The organism is Mesorhizobium xinjiangense (assembly GCF_009749525.1).
Lineage (GTDB): Bacteria > Pseudomonadota > Alphaproteobacteria > Rhizobiales > Rhizobiaceae > Mangrovimarina > Mangrovimarina xinjiangensis.
The window spans coordinates 11,349-34,297 of the sequence record NZ_WOAC01000010.1 but is presented as its reverse complement, the minus strand read 5'-3'; the positions used below and the strand labels follow the sequence as shown (position 1 = coordinate 34,297).

At 61.4% G+C, this 22,949-nt stretch carries 25 protein-coding genes and 1 pseudogene; 18 read left to right on the top strand and 8 right to left on the bottom strand.

Annotated features, from left to right (window positions below; translation table 11 throughout):
* The first annotated feature begins 27 nt into the window (after positions 1-27).
* Positions 28-1,410, top strand: a complete 1,383-nt coding sequence (locus GM909_RS12050; protein WP_157016638.1) for a HEPN domain-containing protein — start codon at positions 28-30, stop codon at positions 1,408-1,410.
* Between the two features lie 74 nt (positions 1,411-1,484).
* On the opposite strand, the gene GM909_RS12045 is transcribed toward GM909_RS12050, so the two are convergent.
* The 5 genes from GM909_RS12045 to GM909_RS12025 form a co-directional block, all read right to left on the bottom strand.
* Positions 1,485-2,345: a hypothetical protein gene (locus tag GM909_RS12045; RefSeq protein ID WP_157016637.1), complete on the bottom strand. Its 861-nt coding sequence runs from the start codon at positions 2,343-2,345 to the stop codon at positions 1,485-1,487.
* 144 nt (positions 2,346-2,489) lie between these two features.
* Complete coding sequence (locus GM909_RS12040) at positions 2,490-4,841, bottom strand: hypothetical protein (RefSeq protein ID WP_157016636.1); 2,352 nt, start codon at positions 4,839-4,841, stop codon at positions 2,490-2,492.
* Positions 4,831-5,937, bottom strand: a complete 1,107-nt coding sequence (locus GM909_RS12035; RefSeq protein ID WP_198174222.1) for a hypothetical protein — start codon at positions 5,935-5,937, stop codon at positions 4,831-4,833. The genes GM909_RS12040 and GM909_RS12035 overlap by 11 nt, the downstream gene beginning before the upstream one ends.
* A 533-nt stretch (positions 5,938-6,470) precedes the next feature.
* Positions 6,471-7,667, bottom strand: coding sequence for an IS91 family transposase (locus GM909_RS12030; protein ID WP_157016634.1), 1,197 nt, complete (start codon positions 7,665-7,667; stop codon positions 6,471-6,473).
* Positions 7,668-7,677: 10 nt separating this feature from the next.
* Positions 7,678-8,583: a tyrosine-type recombinase/integrase gene (locus tag GM909_RS12025; protein ID WP_157016633.1), complete on the bottom strand. Its 906-nt coding sequence runs from the start codon at positions 8,581-8,583 to the stop codon at positions 7,678-7,680.
* A 631-nt stretch (positions 8,584-9,214) separates the two neighbouring features.
* Between GM909_RS12025 and GM909_RS25765 the strand changes: the two genes are divergently transcribed.
* The gene (locus GM909_RS25765) at positions 9,215-9,379 is read left to right on the top strand and encodes a hypothetical protein (RefSeq protein WP_198174221.1); all 165 of its coding nucleotides are present in this window, start codon (positions 9,215-9,217) and stop codon (positions 9,377-9,379) included.
* A gap of 317 nt (positions 9,380-9,696) precedes the next feature.
* Here the strand turns inward: GM909_RS25765 and GM909_RS12020 are convergent, their stop codons facing one another.
* Complete coding sequence (locus GM909_RS12020) at positions 9,697-10,596, bottom strand: LysR family transcriptional regulator (protein WP_157016632.1); 900 nt, start codon at positions 10,594-10,596, stop codon at positions 9,697-9,699.
* A 159-nt stretch (positions 10,597-10,755) separates the two neighbouring features.
* On the opposite strand from GM909_RS12020, the gene GM909_RS12015 reads away from it, so the two are divergent.
* On the top strand, positions 10,756-11,850 hold the full coding sequence (locus GM909_RS12015) for an alpha/beta hydrolase family protein (protein WP_157016631.1): 1,095 nt from the start codon (positions 10,756-10,758) through the stop codon (positions 11,848-11,850).
* Here GM909_RS12015 and GM909_RS26485 read toward each other — a convergent pair.
* Positions 11,768-11,983 carry a transposase gene (locus GM909_RS26485; protein ID WP_407941289.1) on the bottom strand — a complete coding sequence of 72 codons (216 nt, stop codon included), beginning with the start codon at positions 11,981-11,983 and terminating at the stop codon, positions 11,768-11,770. The genes GM909_RS12015 and GM909_RS26485 overlap by 83 nt on opposite strands.
* Positions 11,984-12,049: 66 nt before the next feature.
* On the opposite strand from GM909_RS26485, the pseudogene GM909_RS26015 reads away from it, so the two are divergent.
* Positions 12,050-12,242: pseudogene (locus tag GM909_RS26015) on the top strand (hypothetical protein); the annotation flags it as partial.
* Positions 12,243-12,443: 201 nt separating this feature from the next.
* Here the strand turns inward: GM909_RS26015 and GM909_RS12005 are convergent.
* A complete protein-coding gene (locus tag GM909_RS12005) occupies positions 12,444-12,662 on the bottom strand; it encodes a helix-turn-helix domain-containing protein (RefSeq protein WP_157016741.1) in 219 nt (72 codons plus the stop codon).
* A gap of 155 nt (positions 12,663-12,817) precedes the next feature.
* Between GM909_RS12005 and GM909_RS12000 the strand changes: the two genes are divergently transcribed.
* The 14 genes from GM909_RS12000 (at position 12,818) to GM909_RS11940 (ending at position 22,943) form a co-directional block, all read left to right on the top strand.
* Positions 12,818-13,063 carry a helix-turn-helix domain-containing protein gene (locus GM909_RS12000; protein ID WP_157016629.1) on the top strand — a complete coding sequence of 82 codons (246 nt, stop codon included), beginning with the start codon at positions 12,818-12,820 and terminating at the stop codon, positions 13,061-13,063.
* A 114-nt stretch (positions 13,064-13,177) separates the two neighbouring features.
* Positions 13,178-13,441 carry a DNA -binding domain-containing protein gene (locus GM909_RS11995; protein WP_157016628.1) on the top strand — a complete coding sequence of 88 codons (264 nt, stop codon included), beginning with the start codon at positions 13,178-13,180 and terminating at the stop codon, positions 13,439-13,441.
* Positions 13,442-13,567: 126 nt separating this feature from the next.
* Entirely contained in the window at positions 13,568-13,876 is a 309-nt protein-coding gene (locus GM909_RS26010; RefSeq protein WP_235911858.1) for a transcriptional regulator domain-containing protein, read from the top strand.
* The gene (locus GM909_RS11990) at positions 13,827-14,336 is read left to right on the top strand and encodes a DUF2285 domain-containing protein (RefSeq protein WP_235911857.1); all 510 of its coding nucleotides are present in this window, start codon (positions 13,827-13,829) and stop codon (positions 14,334-14,336) included. The genes GM909_RS26010 and GM909_RS11990 overlap by 50 nt, the downstream gene beginning before the upstream one ends.
* A gap of 130 nt (positions 14,337-14,466) precedes the next feature.
* Complete coding sequence (locus GM909_RS11985; protein ID WP_157016627.1) at positions 14,467-14,748, top strand: helix-turn-helix transcriptional regulator; 282 nt, start codon at positions 14,467-14,469, stop codon at positions 14,746-14,748.
* Positions 14,749-14,759: 11 nt separating this feature from the next.
* Complete coding sequence (locus tag GM909_RS11980) at positions 14,760-15,647, top strand: replication initiator protein A (RefSeq protein WP_157016626.1); 888 nt, start codon at positions 14,760-14,762, stop codon at positions 15,645-15,647.
* A 211-nt stretch (positions 15,648-15,858) separates the two neighbouring features.
* Positions 15,859-16,497, top strand: a complete 639-nt coding sequence (parA, locus tag GM909_RS11975; protein ID WP_157016625.1) for a ParA family partition ATPase — start codon at positions 15,859-15,861, stop codon at positions 16,495-16,497.
* The gene (locus tag GM909_RS11970; protein WP_157016624.1) at positions 16,494-16,745 is read left to right on the top strand and encodes a hypothetical protein; all 252 of its coding nucleotides are present in this window, start codon (positions 16,494-16,496) and stop codon (positions 16,743-16,745) included. The genes parA and GM909_RS11970 overlap by 4 nt, the downstream gene beginning before the upstream one ends.
* Positions 16,745-17,248 carry a DUF2840 domain-containing protein gene (locus GM909_RS11965; protein ID WP_157016623.1) on the top strand — a complete coding sequence of 168 codons (504 nt, stop codon included), beginning with the start codon at positions 16,745-16,747 and terminating at the stop codon, positions 17,246-17,248. Before GM909_RS11970 ends, GM909_RS11965 begins: the two co-directional genes overlap by 1 nt.
* The gene (locus tag GM909_RS11960) at positions 17,245-17,790 is read left to right on the top strand and encodes a S26 family signal peptidase (protein ID WP_157016622.1); all 546 of its coding nucleotides are present in this window, start codon (positions 17,245-17,247) and stop codon (positions 17,788-17,790) included. Before GM909_RS11965 ends, GM909_RS11960 begins: the two co-directional genes overlap by 4 nt.
* Positions 17,791-17,835: 45 nt before the next feature.
* Entirely contained in the window at positions 17,836-18,183 is a 348-nt protein-coding gene (locus GM909_RS11955) for a DUF736 domain-containing protein (protein WP_157016621.1), read from the top strand.
* A 3-nt stretch (positions 18,184-18,186) separates the two neighbouring features.
* Positions 18,187-18,951 (top strand): lytic transglycosylase domain-containing protein, encoded by a 765-nt coding sequence (locus GM909_RS11950; RefSeq protein WP_157016620.1) that lies wholly within the window; start codon positions 18,187-18,189, stop codon positions 18,949-18,951.
* Between the two features lie 244 nt (positions 18,952-19,195).
* Positions 19,196-20,935 (top strand): relaxase/mobilization nuclease domain-containing protein, encoded by a 1,740-nt coding sequence (locus GM909_RS11945; RefSeq protein ID WP_157016619.1) that lies wholly within the window; start codon positions 19,196-19,198, stop codon positions 20,933-20,935.
* A 22-nt stretch (positions 20,936-20,957) separates the two neighbouring features.
* On the top strand, positions 20,958-22,943 hold the full coding sequence (locus GM909_RS11940) for a conjugal transfer protein TraG (protein ID WP_157016618.1): 1,986 nt from the start codon (positions 20,958-20,960) through the stop codon (positions 22,941-22,943).
* Positions 22,944-22,949 lie beyond the last annotated feature (6 nt).

Sequence of the window (22,949 nt, the reverse complement as noted above, 5' to 3'; positions counted from 1 at the left end):
GAGCGAATCGTGATTTCGGGGGGGGGTATGTCAAAGAAGAAGAAGTATTTCGACTCTGGACAAAAGAAGCAGCTGCTTGAGCATGCGCGTGATGTCATCACGGGGTTCAACAAGGGTGTGGTAATGGATGATGATCCAAATCCGCACGACTGGGGCGAATATGGCGTAACTCTGTTTGCAGGGTATTCCGCCCGTTTCACCGAGGACTATCTGAAAGCGCGTCGTGAGTTCACTGGACTTGCTGCCAAAATGCTCAAAGCCAAGAGCGCGCACGAGAAAACGATTCGTACACTGTGTCAGAAGGCGGGTCAGGAATATGTGAAGCTGACTGCGGCAATAGATCAACCAATTCCAAATGCGCTCAACGACGCGGCCAAAGCCCTAGTCGATACGGTGCTGGCAGAAGCCGGTCGGGAATATGTCCATATCGAGCCGAACTTCCTTGTCCGACATGAGGTCTCGGATGTCGTCGCCCTGGGCCGTGTTCGATCAATGCGGACCGAACTGGCTGTCACAAATACCCCGTTGTCGAAGACTTCAAGGGTCATGCTAACGGTCGGCGCCTATCCCAAACAGTCCTTTCATGAAGGCGGGACCACTTCGCTTTGCATGCCCAGCAGCGTTTGGGTAATCGACGTCCCCGCGACCAAAGAGAATGTCGCGGAAGAAGCCAAGTGGCTGATCGACGTGGCGGTGAGCCTGATGCGGCTCAGCGCGAGAAAGTGGCAGGGGCATTTCCCCAAGATGGGCGATCTGGAGGCGCACCCGACGTATCCGACGATTCATACTCAGCCGCATGTGACGATGGAAGGTGACACCTTGTTCACGGGCGGCGGGAAGCTCCCTGGCTGGTATGAAACAAATGCCGAAGTCGCGGCCGAACTTGGTACGCCCGAGGTTCAGTCGAAGGCAGCAGTTCTGTTCGATCCGACCGATAAGTCGCTAGCCTATCGCGTGGCACATGGCCTCGGTTGGATGACGAGAGGTCGACAAGTCTCTGATCGCTCCGAGAGATTGCTTTCTTTCTTTACAGCTCTTGAAGCCCTGCTCACATCCAACGACAAAAATGACCCAGTTACGCAGACCATAAGCCGCCATGTGGCAGTGATCTACACTCAGGACGTCAAGACACGAGTTGCCGTTTATAACCAGATCAAGGGGCTGTACTCGCTTCGCTCTACCGTTGTTCACAGTGGCAGACGCGAGGTGCTGTGGCAGGATGTGATCAATCTGCAGGTCTATGTGGAGACGATTTTCTGGGTCGTGCTTAACCGGTGCGACCTATCCATGTCCCAAGATCGCTTCATGCAAAGCCTCGCCGATGCCAGCCATGGCCTGCAATGGGAATTTGCCGCTCCGGAAAAAATCGAGAAATCGGGTGTGAGCGAGAAGGACGGCGAAGGCGAGTAAGTCAGTGTACTACTTCGACAAACATGCTTGGATCAGCCAACTACGTCCAGTTATCGGTGCATTCTGGACCGCCCTCAACGGCTGAAATGGATGCGGTGCGCCATGCCCGACTTGATCGATTTCCAACAATCAATTCCGTCACAAAATAATGTTACTCGCAAAGTAGAAGCCCTAAGCTCGCGGGCTGAGGGACGGCGTGAGAGAAACTCCGTAACGAAAGCTTGCACTGACGCCGCGCTTGCGGCGCGCGGTAGGAAGGCAAGAAGAAAGCTGAAGCTTCGCAGGTGCACTGCCCTCAGCATGTTGGTTCCGGTCGACGCGTTGTAGCCAAAGAACCCGACACGGTTGATTTCCGGCCTCACGATCGCCGGCATCCCGGCCTGCCTCTCGTCCGCGGGAATTTCACTAGGATATGTCATCTCCAGGAAGAGCCTCACGGTTCGTCCTGCGGATATGTTTTGCCCCATAATGTACGGTATCAACGGTTGAAAGACGGGCACGTCGGAACCGCTGATGCGCGCTGAGTTGTACGACATCTTCAGCAACCAGCGTTTCAGCAAATGGTAGTCGTATTCGAACGTGACCTCCTCTCCACGATCACGGATGACGCCAAAATAACGATCGAAGGCCTCGCAGATATAATTATCTAGCTTCGACAATTCACCGTTGTTACAAACCGCACAAACATCCCGAATGATAGGCTCGTTGGGGAGTGCCTTATCCAAACGAGCAAGCCAGAATTTTTGCTCGCCCCCGTCCAACAATGCGACAACGCGTTTGTGGATGCTAGCCGGCCAAAGGTGTTCCTTCGTCCGCTTTTCATCCGTTGAGCCACAGTATGCGCATCTCAAGCGCTCCACATAATTCCCCATGCGAGTTGAAACAGAAGATACCGTAACGGCTTCTGATTTATAACGATAGCCAATACTTGCCAATTTATCCTTTAGGGCGCAGACTCTCCATGGTTAAACGCCTAGCAGATCCATAATGAAGCTTTTCGATATTCTTAGGTTCAAGGATCGACCTGCCACCACCGTCATCGAGTCTTTCTCGATGAGCAGGGCGAGCCCATCCCGCGCTTATGTGGCAGGCGATACCGGCCCATCGGTAGAGTCAGCATCCGGAGCTCGCAATTTGATCTCGACGACGGGTGTGTCCGCCCATTCGACCGACTGCCTATAGCGAACAAGCAGCGCGCCCGTAATTCCGTCGTCTGATTCAAAGCTCAGTTCAACGTGACGATTTGAGTCGCCGACTGCGTGGTATGTGACAGCCTGCAGGGAGCGAGCAGAAAACAGCCAAGCGATGCCCGGCTCGAAATCGGCGCCGTGGACATCGATACCGTCAATCGTGGCGATGTAGAGATCACCCGTATCATCGCGTGGCTTTCGCACTACGTTGACCGGCGGCTTTTCGTCTCCCCGTACGTAGATGAAGCGTCGGCGCAAGACGCGGCCTTCCTCTCGGTTTGAGATCAGCAAGACCGGGTCCGGGCCAACACGGCCGGCCGCTTGCACAACGCCACGCCAGAAACCCAGTTCCTGAATCTGGAAATCCAACTCTAGATTTTCTCTCGGGCGCCGTGTGAGCGATGCCCATATGTGTCTGGCTGCATTGTTGCACGTCATGTTGGCCAAGCTTTCAGTGGAACTAACCATGTCAAAATCCATTGGAGGTTCAACGAGCTGGCCCTTTTTGATTCCGGTAATCCTAAACTCGAAGGCCTCGGCGCTGTCTGTTGTTTCCTCACTACCGAGGCCGTAGCCGCGAAAGAACGAATGGATACTAGCAGGCGGGGTAAGCAATGCCTGATCAATGGCTGAACGAAGCTGCTCAATCTTCTTTCCATCCACTGGCCTCTCTGTGAGCCGCCTCTCTCGCGCTCCCTCAATCGTTGCGCATATCCGATCTACTACTGTCTTGAGCGAGGCAGATGCCGCTTCGACGTTGATGTCCGCTCGTATCGCAGCTATGCCACGGTCCAGCTTGGCTGGCAGGCTACCCAGCCGATCTGAGAGAGCGCGGAGATGCTGGAGAAGATTGCGCAGCGAACGGTCGGCATCTGGCAGTGCCGGCTCGTTCTCCGCCAATTCGCCAATTCGCTGCCCCAACCCGTCGTCACCTTCTGACGGCGCGAGAGCGACGAGAATAGTCAGGATTGACGAGTACAAACCTTCTCGATCGTGCAACGTGGAGGGGCTGAACACGCGGCCAGGTACAACGCGGCGCTCGCTCATGCCATCCAGCGTCGACACCAGCCTATCCAACTCGCGGCCGTAACCCTCATCGCGAAATCGCTCGCCAGCGATGTCAACTCGCAGGAAATCCAAGAAGACAGAGCGGAAGGAAGGCCCCGCCGCTGGCGAGTCCGCGATCGCATCATCACCGTCGGCTAGCTCCCGACGGAGCAGCGCTGCGGCCGTGCGTCCACCGATATCGGAGATCTGCTTCTCATCTATGTGCCAAGACAGCAGCAGCGCAGCTGTCAGCAGAATGCAGTCGTCGTGTGCGCTTCGCAGTATGCAATTAAACAATTGATCCGGTGACGGAGACGGCAGAAAGTGCGGCAGAATCGGCTTCACACGTTCGAGCGCTGCGGACCATTCCAAGGATAACACATCAGGATACAGTAATCGCCGATTGATCAAATCAGCCTGATCAGCGAGTTCATGGCTCAGATTCTCCGGCCAACGGACGAGCGCATCTCGAAACAGATCGGCACCAACCTCGTCCTCATTCCAGACCGCAACGGCCAGCATATAAGCAGTATTATGCAGATGCTGAGAAAGAAACGGCCAACTTTTGGCGAAGACAGACCACTGCTCGGTGGCGTCCAGTTCGTGCTTGTCCCGCCACTGGTAAAATGATGGCCGGCCTTGCAGCAATCTTTCCCAGGCACCGACAATGTTGGGCAGGACGCTTTCATACGCCTTGCGGTCCGATCCAGCCAGTGACAACCGCTGGCTTGCAGCTTGTCCTTCTGGATTTTCGGCTACAGTTCGTTTTGTGACCCAATCCTCCAACCGATGCATCAGCGTCGGGCCCAGGTTCAATATGGCTATGACAACTGCCGAGGTCGGTTCGGGATCAGCAGGGCCTGGCAACAACCTGAGCGGTACGTAGGCAAGCTTCTCAATGAAAGATGAGTCCTCGCCGATCCTATCGGCAGCCCGTTCGAAGAGCCTGCGATACTGTCTAAGCCATTGCAGATGCGGAATGCGCGGAAGGAAGCCGCTCGCGACTTCAGCATAGCTGAACGCGGCTCCATCAGGTGTACTCGTAGCGTTCAGGGAAAGCAGAAATTGGTGGTATCGGATCAGTTCGTCTAGCGCCGCGTCAAATGCCACCGGCGCGAGACGATCGATTTGAACTGCAGCCTTGTCGGCCAGTTCCTCCATTATCTGATCGGGTGTCGGCAAGTCATGCTTCATCTGATGCCTTCCTAAACCTGAAGCTCCACTCCACGACCCAGCGCTCGAAACGGGTCAGGGGCACGCCACCTCGCCGCCAGCACCACGCGACCTTTCCCCTAAGTGGCTCATCGAGTTGCGGTGTGAACACGAGGAGTGGCTTGTCAGCTGCAAGTCCGCCGACCCTAGAGTTGCGCCCGCCCGATGGATTGGCAAGGCAGCGCCGCCACCAACGCGTGGCAACCCATCGCACCCAGCGGACTCTCACATCGTGAACGACCGCTGGTCGAACGAAGCTCTTCTCGAGTTCCACATCATCCGGCTTGCCCCAATCAAAGCCGAATGTAACGACAAGATCGTCTTGTCGTGTCCCGCGCCCACCAGTCGCATCGGTCTCGATCAGGTCGGAACCGGCCATCTCATAGAGTTTGAGGCGGAGCTGCCTCGTCATCTCCACGGGCTGAACGACATTCGCAGTGTAGCGTTCGCGAAGCTGCTCGCGCGCAGACTTCTGAACAAAACGAAATGTCGTTGTGATGAAATGCGCGAGTCCCGAGAGATTCACCAGCAGCCAACCCATATGGACGGCCGTCAGAAAGAGCTTGAATATCTGAAGCTCAGTGCCCTCGCCGAAGCGATGAAGCAGAAATTGCAGTGGCCAGAGCAACTGCGCAATTAGCACGAACAGCAGCGCAAGGCTGCTCGCCACAACCTCCACGGCGAAAGACTCGTGATAGTAGACCTTCACATCGGTTCCTGCGTCTTCCCTCTGTGCAATGAGGGTCACCAAGCCAATTGCGATGGCAATTACGCCCAACACCCCAACTTGTGCCGTGATGAGGTAGCTGGCAACGTTGGTCAGCAGCACCTTGATGTCGGCGCCCGGAGGACCGGATCGCGTCCATTGCGGGAGGAGTTCCGGCACATAGCGCGGGATGACAATCTCGAGCAGCGCCACGATGGCGGCAATGCCGATGTAAATTGCGACGAACTGCAAAAATGAGCGGTCAGCAAAGAAGCTCTTTAACAACCGCAGAGACCAAGGATAACGGCATCGCTGTGCTGCGGAATTAGTCCGCATATGTTCGCGAACTTCCTGTCGTACCCGTTTGTTCAAGCTGCCCGTCCAGCCACCACGGCGCCATTCAATCATGCCGCGCCAACCCCCTTTGTTAGCCGGTCAGACTATAGGGGCAGTGCAATCCAAGACGCCAGCTCTATTGGAGAAGCTAATTTGGAGGAAACTGATCGAATGTCGGCATTGAAGTGCTGAAATAGATGACCCCTTATGTGTAGGGTTTCGGATGCCGGCGATCGACGTTGCGGGCGGCGCTGGGGCCGGCGTCCGAAAGCCCCCCAGGAAAGAACCCGCGGGATGCAGAGTGCGGTCTCTGCGCTATGGGGATTTGATGGAATTGCCTGGTCCGCAGCCGCCGCATGGTTTCGCTTTGCGGGAGGGAATGATGCGGTTGGGGTGCGGGCACGGCCGGCCGATGCTATGTCTGCCGGAGGTTGGCCGTCGCAGAGCCGGCGGTTTCAGCGTCGTGAGCCGGGAAGTTTGGGTTTGTGAGCGGCGGCGCACGAAGCCATTCATCCGGGGACGGCACGGTCCCTCGGCCGAGATAACGCGCAGTGATGAGCGGGTCACGATCATGAAGCTCGAGCTCCGCTTGCCCGGCTGCCGGATGGCGGCGCGCGGGCGTTGCCGCCGCGTTCGAAGGTTTCGATGATGATCATGCGGCCGCCGCAGCACGGGCATGGCGGCCGCCAATCGGTTGGGGCGCTATCATCGCCCTCGGCTGTGGGCTGGGGCGCGGCGAGAAGGTCGCGCGCGCGGGCGATGTTGGCCTTGGCGTGGGCACTGGCCAGCAGCCCGTAATGGCGGATGCGGTGGAAGCCCTTGGGCAGGACGTGGAGCAGGAAGCGGCGGATGAACTCGTCCGGCTCGAGCGTCATGGTGCGGTAGCGCTCCTGGCCGTTGCGGCGGTAATCCTTGACGCGGAAGGTCACGCCGGCCTCGTCGAGCGCGATCAGGCGGTTGTTGGAGATGGCGACGCGGTGGGTGTATCGTGACAGATAGGCCAGCACGGCCTCGGGTCCTGCGAAGGGTGGCTTGGCGTAGACAAACCAGTTCTTGCGTCTGAGCGGCGCCAGGAATTGAGTGAAGGCGCGGCACTCGCTCAAACCGGCATGATCGCCGAAGAACATCAGCCGGCCGGCGGCATGGGCCTCCGTGAGCTTGTCGAGAAAGAGCCGTCGGAACAGTTTTGACAGCACGCGCACGGGCAGGAAAAAGCCGGGCCGGCAGGACACCCACCGCTCCCCGTCGAGCGCGATGCCGCCGCCGGGCACGATCATATGGACATGCGGGTGATGGGTCATCGCCGAGCCCCATGTGTGCAGCACGGCGGTGATGCCGATGCGGGCGCCCAGGTGCTTGGGGTCGGCGGCAATGGTGAGCATGGCCTGCGAGGCGGCGCGGAACAGGAGATCATAGATCACCGCCTTGTTGTGATAGGCGATGGCGGCGATCTCGGCCGGCAGGGTGAAGACGACGTGGAAGTAGCCGACCGGCAGCAGATCGGCCTTTCGCGCGGCCAGCCATTCCCTTGCCGCCGCGCCCTGGCACCGTGGGCAGTGCCTGTCGCGGCAGCTGTTGAACGCAATGCGCCTGTGGCCGCAGTCCTCACAGGCCTCGACGTGACCGCCGAGGGCGGCGGTGCGGCAACTCTCGATCGCCGACATCACCTTCAACTGGCCGAGGCTCACATGGCCGGCATGGGCCGCGCGCCAGGCGGCGCCATGGCGATGGAAGATGTCGGCGACCTCCAGGGACGGGCGGCGCACCGCCGCCGCGTCACCCGTCCGGTCGCGCCTCGTCGTCTGCCAGCAGCCTGATGCGGTCGAGCGGGCTCGTTACGGTGCGGATCGTCTTGGTGGCGACGCGGGCATAAAGCGCGGTCGTCTCCAATTTGGCATGTCCGAGCAAGACCTGGATCACACGAATGTCGACGCCTTGTTCCAGCAGATGGGTGGCGAAGGAATGCCTCAGCGTGTGCGGCGTCACCCGCTTGCCGATCTCGGCGGCGTGCGCCGCGGCGTGGACGGCGCGGTTCAGCTGCCGCGTGGACAGCGGCGTGATCGGATTGCGGCCTGGAAACAGCCAACCCCGCGGCAGCATCACCCCGCGGCGCTTGCCCTCATGCCACCAGGCGCGCAGCAGTCGGAGCAGTTGTGGCGACAGCATGGCATCGCGATCCTTGCGCCCCTTGCCCTGCTCGACGCGGATCAGCATGCGCGTCGAGTCGATATCGCTCACCTTGAGCGCCACCACCTCGGAGACCCGCAACCCAGCGCCATAGGCCGTGCCAAAGGCAGCCTTGTACTTCGGCCCGGGTGCGGCCTCGAGCAGCCGCGCCACCTCCTCGACGCTCAACACCACGGGCAGCTTGCGCGGCTGGCGCACGACGGTGAGACGGCGGGCCAGATCGCGCCGGTCGAGCGTCACCGTGAAGAAGAAGCGCAGGGCCGAAACCGCGCTGTTGATGCCCGGCGGCTGCATGCCGGCCTCTGTCTGGTGCAGTTGGAAACGGCGCAAGTCCTCGGGCGTCGCTGTGTCAGGCGAACGCCCGATGAAGGCTGCAAACGCCTTCACGCAACGGATATAGTCATGCCGCGTCTTCTCGGTGAAGCCGCGCAGCGACATGTCTTCGATCATGCGCTCGCGAAGCGCGTTGCCGGATGGATGCGAAGGGACGGTCATCGGATGCTCCTCTCAAGCTGAAGGTTGACACTTCATGCTCGGAGGTCGATGGCCGTCCGTCACCCCTGATCGATCACAACATCACCGGCGCTGCCGATAAACCGCAGCCCTCGAAGCCCGCGCCCTCCCGCGAGCGGGTTCGTTCTTTGGCGCAACCACGACCTCCAGCGTGATCGCCTGGAAGGTCTGCTTTCAGGAAGCAGCGAAGCTGATCTCTGCGTCCGATTCGAGGGCGCGTTGCCGCCGAAGCTGGTCGACCAGGTGAAGGGCAGCTTTCCCGGGGTGGACGCCCGAAACCTGCCAGTCCCACTCAAATCGCGACGTTCCCAGCCTACTTCGGTTTTCTTCTGAGCGCTCCGTTTAACTTGTGGAAATGACAGTGGCGTCGGCAGGCTTCGACACTGAGTATTGCAGGGATTTCCGGCTCCGGTCGTCAGGCACCGTACCCCGCTCTTTGAGGCTGACCCTGGTTTCAATCCCGGCCTTCCACGATCAACCCATGGAGGGTCGGACTATGCAATGCATGCCGCCGCGCGAGGCTTCGCCTCGGCGGTGATCGCGGCCGAGATCAAAACACTTAGGGCGCCTGTCGAGCGGGGAATAGTCCCCGCCTCCAAACAGGAGCCGAAAAATGTCCTTTACAGATGCTCACACCTTCGCTTTCAGCCTCGCCACCACCCTGATGGTCACGATCGTCATCTTCCGCGCCGGCGACGGCACCCTGAGCGTCATGCCCGCCACCGAATATGACGGCGACGATGACACTGTCGTCGAAGAGATCGATCCGTTCGCTTGAACCGGATGGGGGCTTTCGGCCCCCGATCTCCGCCTTGAGGCGGCGATTTTCGCTCGGATGTTCTGCCAACGCCATACAGCCGAATCAGTTGCAGCGCAGCAGTCCGAAAATCATGCTATTCAGGTTGTTCAGTCTGGCAATCCACGGCAAGAACGACTAAAATAGATGGGGTATTCAGGCGCTCCCAAACTGCAGCTTCGAGGCCAGACCGCATATTTCCGGGACTCGCCCGGTGGCGTTTCTTTTCAGCGGACCATCAAATTGAAGGTCAAGGCGAAGAATTTCACGGACCGCCGAAGCGTTCATGCTAGCTGCAATCAAGGAAACTCGGAGTCGCCGCTTTCGATTTGTCCTGCCATTCTTCCAGCCAAACCTCGCATCGAGGTGCGGATGTGATCACAAAGGAGGCGCACGCGCTTTGTTTGCCGCGTGTCGCCATGTGTCAGCAACCATATGTCCCCAGTGCATGTGACCGGACTTCCTGGCACACGGACAAGCATGGGATCAGCATCGCCCAGAAAGCACGGCAAGAATGTAATCCCCATGCCCGCGCGGGCGGCTTCGAACTGCGATCGCATCTCTGTAAATCGGATCGGAGTGGTCGTCATCCTGATCCCGCCTTCTGGATGCCAATCCGTTGGAACGGCCTCATTGGTTCCTAATAACCAAGCTGCAGGGGTCGACTGGGCTGTCATCAGATTTCTCTGGACGTAGAATCCCGTACGGAATTCGCAGAGCCTCGTTCCGTAAAGATTGTCTGGCGGAGCTCCGTCGCCAACAACCACGCGCAGGGCGACGTCCGCTTCCCGGTTGCTCAGATTGGCCACCGATCCCGAGCCGATGATTTCCAGCGCGATATCGGGATAGGCAGCCCTGAAATCCACCAGTGTCGGCATCAACAGGTCGGTCGCGAATGAAACGGGGAGCGTGAGCCTCAAAGGTCCTGATACGCTCTGGTCACGCCCGAAAATCTTCGCCTCAATCTGAGACGACGCCATCGACATCTGCTTGGCCAATTCCACGATGTCGGCCCCCGCATCCGTCAGTCTGTATCCGGACGGCAGCTTGTCGAAAAGCCTCGTGTTGAGCTTCTCTTCCAGACGCCCGATGCCACGGATGATCGTAGCGTGATTGACGGCAAGTGCTTCCGCGGCCGCGCGCACCGTGCCGCCTTCTGCGACAGCAAGAAACATGCGGATTTCATCCCAGCGATCCATGGTGCGTTTTGTCACAACTGTAATGCGATCATCGCTAGTTTAAACCAAGCACGATGTTGGTTACGGATAATCTACCAGCAAAGAGCGTGCAATAGCGCACCACCCTAGCCACGCCCTCTTGCTGCAACAAACCAAACAGAGTCCACGCAAAGGATACTTATGAATACGCTGTCTTTGATGCGGAACGCTGGCTTAATCGCACTTACATTTGCGGCGACGAGCGCCTCCGCACAATCACTCTCCGATCTCAAGCCGTCTCCAGAACCACTCGTTCTACAAAGTCAGGGAAGCTTCTTCGTTGGTGGCAGAACCGTCGAGACGGAAAACGCCGGATGGAGCGAAATGAAAGACGTGTTCGGGCAATCGTTCGAAGCCGGCGAGGTGCTGGTCGATCAGATGTATGTCCAGTTCCAGACGCCACCGGAACCGTCGCACACGCCGATCGTCTTCATGCACGGCGGCCTGCTCTCCTCGAAACAGTGGGAGACGACGCCAGATGGCCGCATGGGCTGGTACGAATACTTCACCCGTCAGGGCTTCCCGACCTATATGGCCGAGCAGACGGGGCGCGCGCGCTCCGGCTTCAACGCGACGATCTTCAACCAGGTACGTGTCGGGAGCGTGCCGCCCAGCAAGCAGCCGCGTGTTTTCCTGGGCACCTCGAACATGGCCTGGAAGGTCTTCCGCTTCGGCCCGGAGCTGGGCGAAGCCTGGCCCAGCGTGCAGTTCCCGATGGATCATGTCGACGAGTTCTACAAGCAGGTCATTCCAGACACGATCGAGACGCAAGTACCGAGCCTGCTCGGCGAACTGACCTCGCCGGAAACAAGTAACCCGACTGTCGAGAATGTTGCCACCCTCGCGCAAGAGCTCGGTGGTGCCGTTCTGGTCGGCCATTCGCAGTCAGCGGGTTTTCCGACGCAGGCGGTTCTGAAGAACAAGGGCGGCATAAAGGGCATCATACAGCTCGAAACCGGCTGCTTTTCTAACCTGACCGACGATCAGGTGCAGACCCTGGCTGAGGTTCCGATCCTGGTGATCGTTGGTGATTATCTCGGGGAGGACCCCGATGCGGCCTGCGTCATACACATGGAACAGATCGAAGCTGCGGGTGGCGACATGACCTTCATCTCGCTTCCGGATGTTGGCCTGGAGGGCAACAGCCACATGTTCATGCAGGACGAGAACAACCTCCGGGTCGCCGATGTTCTCGTGAACTGGGTAAGCGAGCATGTCGATAGAAGGAACCGATAGCAATGCCCGCAGCGCGCGCAACCTCCGAGACTGTCATGCCCGGCTCGAAGGAGGCCGCAACGAGTTGCTCCTTCTCCTCCCACGTCCAGCGCCGGCGTCTCTCCACCGACGTGATCAACTCAACGCTTGGCATCGTCATAGAGCTACTCCTAGGATTATCCCTAGGACTTCCGATGTTCACCCTCAGCCGCAAGGCGGCCTTCACCGGAGCGATACGGTGAAGCGTTGGTCGGCGCATAGAGCCTGGGGCAGAGATCTCGCAGCGCCGAGGCCATAAAAAGGCGATCATCGCGCTGGCGCGCAAAATTGCGGTGATCCTTCATCGTATGTGGGTCGACGGAACGGAGTTCGACTGGGGCAAGCGATCACAAGACATGGCCCCATCGACATAAGGTTCGACCGGGCGCAAATCCGGTCGAGGCACTTCCCCGCGAGGGGACGGGGAACGGCGAGCGCGCAAATACGACTTGACCGCCAAGGCAGATGCCGAGGTGATGTCGCAATTTAGATTGTCCCGCGGGCTCCTCTGATCCCATCCTGTGGCAGTCTCGTACCGACCACGAAGAGAAGCATGATCCTCGCGGGCGTGCCGCTCAAACCTCGTCGTCGGGCTCGATCAGATCGACGTGGTTGACACCGAGGGCTTGGGCAAGCTCATACAGCGTGATCACGGTCGGATTCCTCCGGCCGCGTTCGAGGCTACTGAGATATTGTTGGCTGAAGCCGGAACGCGCTTCGACCTCTTCCTGTGTCAGACCCTTCTCCCGACGCAGGCGGGCGAAGTTCCGACCGACCAGTTTGCGCATATCCATGCGCAGCAAGATCGCGATTTACATACTTTAAGTTTATCAACTATAGTATGTAAATGAGCCGCTGGAGAGTGTGGGAAACCACGCTATCCGGTTGGTCCGAATAGAGAAGTCGTAGTTTTGGGATGTGCGCAGGTCCGTATGGGCGGTGATCATGCATGATCACCGCCCGACAATGCCGGGCCGCACGCGCGTTACTAGGTTGGACACAGGAGACGCTCGCTGACAAGGCCCGTGTATCGCTGACCGCACTCAAGCGACTCGAATCCGAGAGTGGACTCGAGGTCTATGAGTCAACGCGCGATCAGGTTCGCCGCGCCTTCGAAGACAATGGCGTGGTCTTTCTGAACTCCGATCAAGGAATGGGTGTGATGTTGATGCATGCAAGAAGGGATCGGAAATAGCTTGAGGATCTACCTCGACGCTCTTCCCCCTCAACGCGCTGTTCAATAAATGCCTCAAACGTGGGTTACGGTAAGCAAATCGCGAAATGACATGATTCTTCGTTGGGGAAATCGGTGACGGGACAAGACTTCCTGGACGAGCCGCCTCAATCGCCTGCGCTCACGGCCTATGATCGCAGGCATATGGCAACTTACGCACGGCTGCTTGATGCCGAAGCGGACGGCGCTTGCTGGGAAGAGATCGTCGAGGTGATCTTTGGCCTCGACCCTGAAACCGATCCGGAGTGGGCCTCGCGGATTTACACCAGCCACATCGCGCGTGCCCGCTGGATGAGCGAGCACGGTTTCCGGCATCTCGTTCGTTCGAGCTACCACTAACCTTCTGTGAGGTGATGCATAACCCGCATCACCTGTCAGTGTCTTCGTTCTTCCCGAACATCGATCTATCCGGAATCGTATGACCTTGCATTTCACGCAAAACGCGAATGCTTGGGAGGCCAAACGATGCCCGAGGGAGGCGATTGGCGGTCCGCAGCCGCTTATAAGTACATTTCTGATCTCGATCCCGCTGCAGTTGCCTGGGAATTCCTCAGACGAAACCCGGACTATCGACAGGATTATTTGCAACTGACCAAGAACGGACAGCTCAGCCGATCCGGCGCCGCCGCACTCTCCGACAAATGGGGGTTGCGATTTCGCTACGGACCCGAGCCTGAGCGCATTGGAAGCACCCATCTTCTGGACCCCTTCCGCGAACCCCGCCATGATCTTTCTCGGCGCTGCACCCGACCAGCCCGGCAACGATCCCCTTGATAGCCGACAGCTTGCCACGATTAGCCGTGATGCCGATGGAGGTGGCGCTTATCGGCAGCTTCGCATCGGTGGCGCTGATTTTTCAGCGGTTTTGCTCGATATGCCGGAGCCAGGTGTGGCGTTCGCGGCTACGCTTCTCCTTGATGAAGACACGCCCGATCGCATAGAGGCTCTGAACCGGTTCTGGGCAGCACTTCGCCATCCGCCAGCCTCACCCGATCCGCGGCTGACATTGCAGCGCCGATATCGCCTGCGTGAGATGCTGCGTGTCGTCGACGCCCGCATCGAGGGCGCGACTTACCGCACCATCGCGCAAATCCTCTTTCTGCAACACCGCATCGATGCCGCTTCCTGGGTCGGAAATGCCCTGCGCGAAACCACCATCAGGTTGGCGCGCGACGGGCTGAAGCTCGTCGAAGGCGGTTATCGCACGCTGCTGCGCCGGCCGCGCAGATCCTGACACCCGCTTTCAGGGGTGTCGATTTTCCAACGACATCTTCGACATCGTGCCGGGGCGCTTTCGTCGCCACCGTGCTCTCGACCCGCCGCTGAACCTCAGCGGCCCTCATCGAGAACACGGAGGTTCGACCATGGCCGATACGATCGCCGGCATACCGCCACGTTACCTGCGCACACCCGAGGCAGCGCTGTTTCTCGGCCTTTCCGAGCGCACGCTCGAAAAGCACCGCACCTATGGCACCGGTCCGGCCTACCGAAAGCTCGGTGGCCGCGTGGTCTACTCCATCGACGATCTGCAGGCCTGGGCTGACCGCGGCACCATCGTTTCGACATCCGACCCACGCGGGACTGTCCTGCCCGCGAAGCGCCACGAAACAGTGCCGCCGGTCCGTAACCGCCGCTCCCCGCGCTGAGGCGGTCCGCCATGTCGTCCCCCCGCCGTCAAAGCGATGAGCGCGCCCAGCTCGATCTGTTCCGGGCGCTGCCCGGTGATCTTGCGCCGCGCGATGCGCAGGACCTCATGGCCTATCCATTCTTCTCGCTCGCCAAATCGAAGCGTCTGGCGCCAATCGACTTCAAGGCAGGAACCATCGTGATTCGGGCAGAGGCCGTCGCCGAGCACGGCATCGCGACCATCTGGGATGCCGACATCCTGATCTGGGCCGCCTCGCAGATCGTCGAAGCCCGCGACCTGGGTCTCCGACCATCAAGGCTGATGGCGACAACACCCTACGAGATCCTCAACTTCATCGGCCGCGGCGTCAGCTTGCGCGATTACGACCGCCTGAAGGCAGCGCTCGACCGGCTCCAGTCGACGACCATAGCAACCTCCATCCGCCAGCCAACCGAGCGGCGCATGCACCGCTTCTCCTGGATCAACGAATGGAAGGAACGCGCAGACCATCGCGGACGGCCGCTCGGCCTCGAGTTGATCGTCCCCGACTGGTTCTACGGCGCGGTCCTCGATGACGCGCTCGTGCTCACGATCGACCGCAATTATTTCAGGCTGACCGGCGGGCTCGAGCGCTGGCTCTACCGACTGGTGCGCAAGCATGGCGGCAAACAGGAGTTCGGCTGGAGCTTCGACTTTGGCCATCTCCATGCCAAGTCCGGCAGCCTCTCACCGCTCAAGCATTTCGCCTACGACCTGCGCGACATCGTCCGGCGCCAGCCGCTGCCCGGCTACCGCCTCGCCATCGAGCCGTGCGCCAGTGGTCCCGACATCCTGACCTTCGCGCCGGTCGATCCGATCCCTTTCGGAACGCCGCGTCGTCGTCGCCGCGCAACATCACGCACTGGGGATAAGCTGTGAATTGTCTCGTGCTATCAGGGACCGCGACTATCGTGCCATCGGGGACCGGAGACTCGTGCTATCGGGGACCAAAATCGTCGATTCATCGCGTTGAATCAGCATCTTGCGATCCCCGTAACTTCTCTAACCTAGATTCCTTCGGAATCTTTCTAACGGACCGCCGCTTTTCCCCGCCTGCGGATAACCGTCCGCCGGCAGGAAGGAGTGCGCCATGATCGTCGCGCTCCTCAATCAGAAGGGTGGTAGCGGCAAGACGACGCTTGCGCTGCATCTCGCCGGGTACTGGGCGAGCCAGGGACGGCGCGTCACCATGATCGACGCCGACCCCCAAGGCTCGGCGCTCGACTGGTCTGAGCAGCGCGCCCGCGAAGGACTGCCGCGCCTGTTCGGCGTCGTCGGCCTGGCACGCGACACGCTACACCGGGAAGCCCCCGAACTTGCCCGCGAAGTCGATCACATCATCATCGACGGGCCACCCAGAGTAGCGGGGTTGATGCGTTCGGCGCTGCTTGCCGCAGACTTGGTGCTGATCCCTGTGCAGCCATCGCCGCTCGACGGCTGGGCCTCGGCCGAGATGCTGGCGTTACTCGACGAGGCACACATCTATCGCCCTCAGCTCATCGCATGTTTCGTGCTGAACCGCTGCGCGGCCCGCACCGTCATCGCACGCGAGACAGCGCAAGCGCTCGCGGATCACGACCCGCCGGTGCTGCAGGCAACGATCGGTCAGCGCGTTGCCTTCGCCGTTGCCGCACAAGGCGGCCGGCTTGTCAGCGAAATGGAGCATGCCGGTTCGGCGACAGCCGAGATCGCCGCCCTCGCCAATGCCATCGAGGGGATCACATCGTGAACGAGCGGTCTTCCAAGCGCAGCTTTGCTTCGCGTCCCCGCGATCCCGATCGCTGGATCAGAGCGCCGGAACACTCCGCCAAGCGCGCACCGGCTACCGAGGATTTCACCGCTCGGCTGACGATCGACGTCACCGCCGACATGCGCGGCCGCATCAAGATCGCCGCCTTCCAGAGCGGCCAGACCGTCGCCGACATGCTGCGTGCGCTGTTCGAACGCGAATTCCCACCCTCGTCAGGAGAAGGATAATGACCGGCCTTGTCGCCGCATCCGCGCGCGCCTCAGCGCCCGATGATCTCACCCAGGTCGAACTCGTCTGGATCGAGAAGCAGACCGAGCACTGGATTCGCTTCGGTCGCGAAACGCGCGAGCAGATCCTTGACCGTCGCCGCCGCATCCTCTTCTTCGCGCCCGACGCGATTTTCGCACTGGTGCGCTGGGCCACGAACGAGCACGGCACCGTGCTGTCGCGGCTCGACATCCTGCGCACCGTGCGGCGGGGCGAGCCCTGCCAGACCGTTCCCACCGTGACACCCGGCGGCGACATCCTGCTGCGCGTCAACGGCTGGTCGAAGGTGGAGCGGATGCTCCAACACATCGACGCGATCGAGGCCGGCAGAATCGATCCGGTCGAGGTCTCACACGATCACTGGCGGCACGTTCACAACCGCCTGGCCGCAGGCGAGACACCGCGCGCCTATACGATGCGGCGCCATCGCGCCTTCCTGCTCACGCGGAGGACCGGCGCATGATCCGGCTCGGCTACGCCATCACCACGGCCTGCGCCGCGTCGCTCGTCGGCGTCCTGTCGATCGTGTCCTTCGCGCCCAGGATCATCTGGAACGCCTCGGCCAGCACGCCGATCGGCCTCTACGCCATCGAGCCGGAACGGTCCCCGGACATCACCGACCTGGTCGCCCTGCGCCCGCCCGAGCCGCTTGAGAGCTTCATGGTCGAACGCGGCTATATCGGTCGCGGCGTGCCGTTGATGAAGCGCATCGCCGCGCTGCCCGGACAGCGCGTCTGCCGTACCGGCCGCGCGATCACGGTCGACGCCGTGCCGATGGGGGACGCCCTGGATCGTGATCGCCTCGGTCGTCCTCTGCCCGTCTGGCAGGGCTGCCGTATCGTTGCCGATGACGAACTCTTCCTCATGAACTGGCAGGTTCGCGACAGCCTCGACGGCCGCTACTTCGGTCCGCTTCCGGCCTCCGCCGTCATCGGTCGAGCGATCCCACTCTACACCGACGAAGACGGCGATGGCCGCTTCGTCTGGCTCGCGCCGACGCGGTGACGGCGCGCCCATGTCCAACCCCACCGCAAATGCATGGAGGCAATCATGTCCCTGATCGGTCAATTCACGCGAGACGATAACGGCTTTATCGGCAATCTGGAGACACTCTTGCTGCACCAGGACATCATCATCATTCCGGCCGAGCCGTCCGAAGCCGAGAACGCACCACATTATCGCGTCCACGTCTTCGACGGTATGACCAACGAGGCTGGCGCGGAGATCGGAGCCGGCTGGAAACGTACCGGCGAGAAGGCCGGTGATTACATCTCCCTGTTGCTCGATGATCCGACCTTTCCGCAGCCCATCCGCGCCAACCTGTTTCAGTCGGCCGACGACAAATCCGCTTGGGGCCTGCACTGGAACCGCCCGCCCAGGCGCGGCGAGCGGGACTGAGCGATGCGGTCCCACCGCTCTCATGCCGTCGCCGGGCGGTGGGCCACCGTTCGGCGCTCCGCCTTCCTTCTCCTTTCCGGCCTTGCCATCACTGCGGTCCCACAGGCGTCTGCTTTTGCGCAGGACACGCTGCCGATGCGCGTTGTTCCCGCCGATCCCTATGCCGGCTTCGTCGCCGAGGCAGCGCAGCGGTTCGGCATTCCAGAGGTCTGGATACGTGCGGTCATGCGCGTCGAAAGCCGCGGCGATGTGCATGCCGTTTCGCCCAAGGGAGCAATGGGTCTGATGCAGATCATGCCCGCGACATGGATGGAATTGCGCGCGCGCTATGGGCTCGGCAGCGATCCTTACGATCCGCGCGACAACATATTCGCGGGCGCCGCTTACTTGCGCGAAATGCATGATCACTACGGCTCGCCGGCTTTTCTGGCCGCCTACAATGCCGGCCCCGGCCGCTATGAGGAATACCGCGTGACGGGCCGTCCTCTGCCGGCTGAAACGCGCGCCTATGTCGCCGCACTCGCGCCGATCATCGGTGGCGGCGATCTCACGTTTCCCGTCACGGTCGCGCCCGCCGATCCGCTCGCGTGGATGCGAGCGCCGCTGTTCATTGCGCGAGCCGACAGCAGCACAGGTGCAGATGCCCGGCACAATGACGACGCTTCCATCGCACCATTATCGTCGCCTGCCGCGCGTGATTTGGCACCGACCGACCCGCAGACAGGCGACCTTTTCGTCACCCGAACCGATGACGCAGAACCGCAATGACCCCGTTCGCACCCTATCGCACCATGGCGGGGTCCGGCGTGTCAAAGGCGGGAGCGCGGGGAAGCGCGGGCATCACAACCGCACGATGGCAGGATAAAGGGCCGCGATGTGCGGTCTCGGGCGGTTGTGATTTTTCAAGGGGTTATGGCGCGATTTCGCGATGTGCGCCTGAGCGGCGCAGCCTGCGCGACGCGCATTTCCTGATTGATTTCCGTGTCTTTGCGCGATGTGCGGAGCGCTGGCCATGAGCAGCGAGGACGATTTTCGTATCCGCCCGGGCCGCATCCGCTCCACGCGCGCCCAGCAGGCAAGGCCCTTCATCGCGCAGGCGCTCGCCGCCGCGCAGAAGGCCGGAGGGTCCGTCTCCAGGAAAGGAAAGATCGGTCCTGGCAATCGCTCGCGCTTCGGCCGCGGCCAGCGCGCCGCAGTGCAGGCCAACCGTCTGCTCACCACCCGCTCGCGCGGCGCCGTCGTCAAGGCGCGCGTCGTTCGTCATGGCGGCCGCAACGCCCCGCTCGCGCCCCATCTCGGCTATCTGCGCCGCGAGGGCGTCACCCGCGACGGGGAGAAGGCGCGGCTCTTCGGCCCCGGCGGGGATGATGTCGATCCGAAGGATTTCGCCGACCGCTGCGAGGATGATCGCCATCATTTCCGATTCATCGTCTCGCCCGACGATGCGCTGGAGATGTCGGACCTGAGATCCTTCACTCACGACCTGGTTGGACAGATGGAAAAGGATCTCGGCACCCCGCTCGACTGGGCCGCCGCCGATCATTGGAACACGGAGCATCCCCACGTCCACCTGATCGTGCGCGGCGTCCGCGACGACGGCGAGAACCTCGTCATCTCGCGCGACTACATCAAGGAAGGGATGCGCGACCGGGCGCGCGACCTCATTACCCTGGAACTCGGTCCGCGCACCGACCACGACATCCGCCGCACGCTCGAACGCCAGATCGAGGCCGACCGCTGGACCAACCTCGACCGCCAGCTCGCCCGCGATGCGTATCGCACCGGCATCGTCGATCGCGCGCCTCATCCCGATCGACAGCCTGACGAATTTCACGCGATGAAGGTCGGACGCCTGCGCAAGCTGAAGACGCTGGGTCTCGCCGACGAGATCGGCCCCGGCCAATGGGCGATTGCCGAGAAGGCCGAGACGACACTGCGCGAGCTCGGCGAGCGCGGTGACATCATCAAACGCATCCATCGCGGCCTCACCGAACGCGGCATCGATCGCGGCGCCGCAAGCTATGTGCTGGCCGCCGAGAGCATCGACGATCCCATCGTCGGACGCTTGGTCGATCGCGGTCTCGATGACGAGCTGAAGGGCACGGCCTATGCCGTGGTCGATGGCGTCGATGGCCGCACCCATCACATCAAGCTTCCCGATCTCGATGCGGCCGGCGATAGCGCGCCAGGCTCGATCGTCGAGCTGCGCCGCTTCGACGATGCACGGGGCCGGCGCCGGGTTGCGCTCGCGGTCCGGTCCGATCTCGACATTTCTACCCAGGTCACGGCGACGGGCGCCACATGGCTCGACCGGCAGGCCGTCGCTCGTGAGCCAGCCGCGCTCGGCGGCGGCGGGTTCGGCGCCGAAGTGCGCGAAGCCAAGGATCGCCGCGCCGAACATCTGATCGAGCAGCGTCTGGCCGAACGCCATGGCCGCAGCGTCATCTTCTCCCGCAACCTGATCGACACGCTACGGCAGCGCGAGGTCGAGGCGCTCGGCGAGAGACTCGCAAGGGAGACGGGACGGCCGTTCGCGAAGGCGGGCACCGGCGAATATGTCGCCGGCACTTATCGGCAGCGCTTCGCACTGGCCTCCGGTCGCTTTGCCATGATCGACGACGGTCTCGGCTTCCAGCTCGTGCCCTGGACACCATCCCTCGAACGACAACTCGGCCAGCATATCTCCGGCGTCGCCCGTAAGGACGGCGGCGTCGACTGGAGCTTCGGCCGCAAACGGGGCCTCGGCCTCTGACGAAGAAAAAAGGAGAGCCGCCATGCCCGCGACAAAAATCCTCTGGGGCCAGATCCTCACCGTCTACGTGATCGTGCTGCTGACGACCTGGGCCGCAACGCAGTGGACGGCCTGGCGCCTCGGCTTCCAGCCCCAGCTTGGCGCGCCCTGGTTCGAGATCGCCGGTTGGCCGATCTATTATCCGCCAGCCTTTTTCTGGTGGTGGTATTTCTACGATGCCTATGCCCCGCCGATCTTCATCGAGGGCGCCTGCATCGCCGCATCCGGCGGCTTCATCTCGATCGCCGTGGCGATCGGCATGTCGGTCTGGCGGGCGCGCGAGGCGAAGAATGTCGAGACCTACGGGTCTGCACGATGGGCACGGCCCGACGAGGCGAGGTCCGCTGGCCTGCTCGGTCCCGATGGCGTCGTGCTCGGCAAGCTCGAACAGAACTATCTGCGCCATGACGGCCCCGAGCATGTCTTGTGCTTCGCACCGACCCGATCCGGCAAGGGCGTCGGCCTGGTCGTGCCCTCGCTGCTGACCTGGCCCGGCTCGGCGATCGTCCACGACATCAAGGGTGAGAACTGGCAGCTCACGTCCGGCTTTCGGTCGCGGCATGGCCGCGTCCTGTTGTTCGACCCGACCAATCCGAAATCGGCCGCCTACAATCCGCTCCTGGAGGTCCGGAAAGGAGAATGGGAGGTTCGCGACGTCCAGAACATCGCCGACACCCTGGTCGATCCGGAGGGCAGTCTCGAAAAGCGGAACCATTGGGAGAAGACCAGCCATGCGCTGCTGGTCGGCGCGATCCTGCACGTCCTCTATGCGGAGAAGGACAAGACGCTCGCCGGTGTCGCAGCCTTTCTCTCAGATCCGAAACACCCCATCGAGTCGACGCTTGCGGCGATGATGAAGACGGTGCATCTCGGCGAATCCGGGCCGCACCCCGTTATCGCCAGCGCCGCGCGGGAACTGCTGAACAAGAGTGTCAACGAACGGTCGGGCGTTCTGTCGACCGCCATGTCGTTCCTCGGCCTCTACCGCGATCCCGTGGTCGCCGAGGTCACCCGGCGCTGCGACTGGCGCATCACCGACATCGTCGGCAGCAAGCAACCAACGACGCTCTACCTCGTCGTGCCACCCTCCGATATCAATCGCACGAAACCGCTGATCCGTCTCATTCTCAATCAGGTTGGCCGGCGCCTGACCGAGGATCTACAGGCCAAGGCGGGGCGGCACCGGCTGCTGTTGATGCTCGATGAGTTCCCGGCGCTCGGCCGGCTCGACTTCTTCGAAAGCGCGCTCGCTTTCATGGCAGGCTATGGCCTCAAGAGCTTCCTGATCGCGCAATCGCTGAACCAGATCGAGAAGGCCTACGGGCCGAACAATTCGATCCTCGACAACTGCCATGTCCGCGTGAGCTTCGCGGCGAACGACGAGCGCACCGCGAAGCGGGTGTCCGATGCGCTCGGTACCGCCACGGAAATGCGCGCGATGAAGAACTATGCCGGCCATCGGCTGTCGCCCTGGCTCGGTCACCTGATGGTATCGCGCTCGGAAACGGCGCGGCCGCTGCTCACACCCGGCGAGGTCATGCAGCTTCCACCCGCCGACGAGATCGTCATGGTCGCCGGCACGCCACCGATCCGGGCGAAGAAAGCCCGCTACTATGAGGATCAGCGGTTTCAGGAGCGGATCCTGCCACCGCCGGCACACATCAAACCCGGCCGGGCGTCGACCGACGATTGGAGCAAGCTGACGCTTCCGTCGGTGCCGGAAATGTCGGCAGCAGCAGGGGCCGCCAGTCCCGATGACGAGGACACCACCGAATCCGAACGGCGGCGGCAGCCTGAACTGAGCCGCGTGCAACCGGTCGAGAAGAAGGCGCCGATCGAGAACGAGTTCGAGATCGATCCAACCAGCGACGCCGACGATGACATCGCTCGCAACAGCCGCCTCAAGGACACGATGCGTCAGGTCGCCCGTCAGGCTTCGCTGGATCCCGGCGACGGCATCGAGATGTAGGAGACC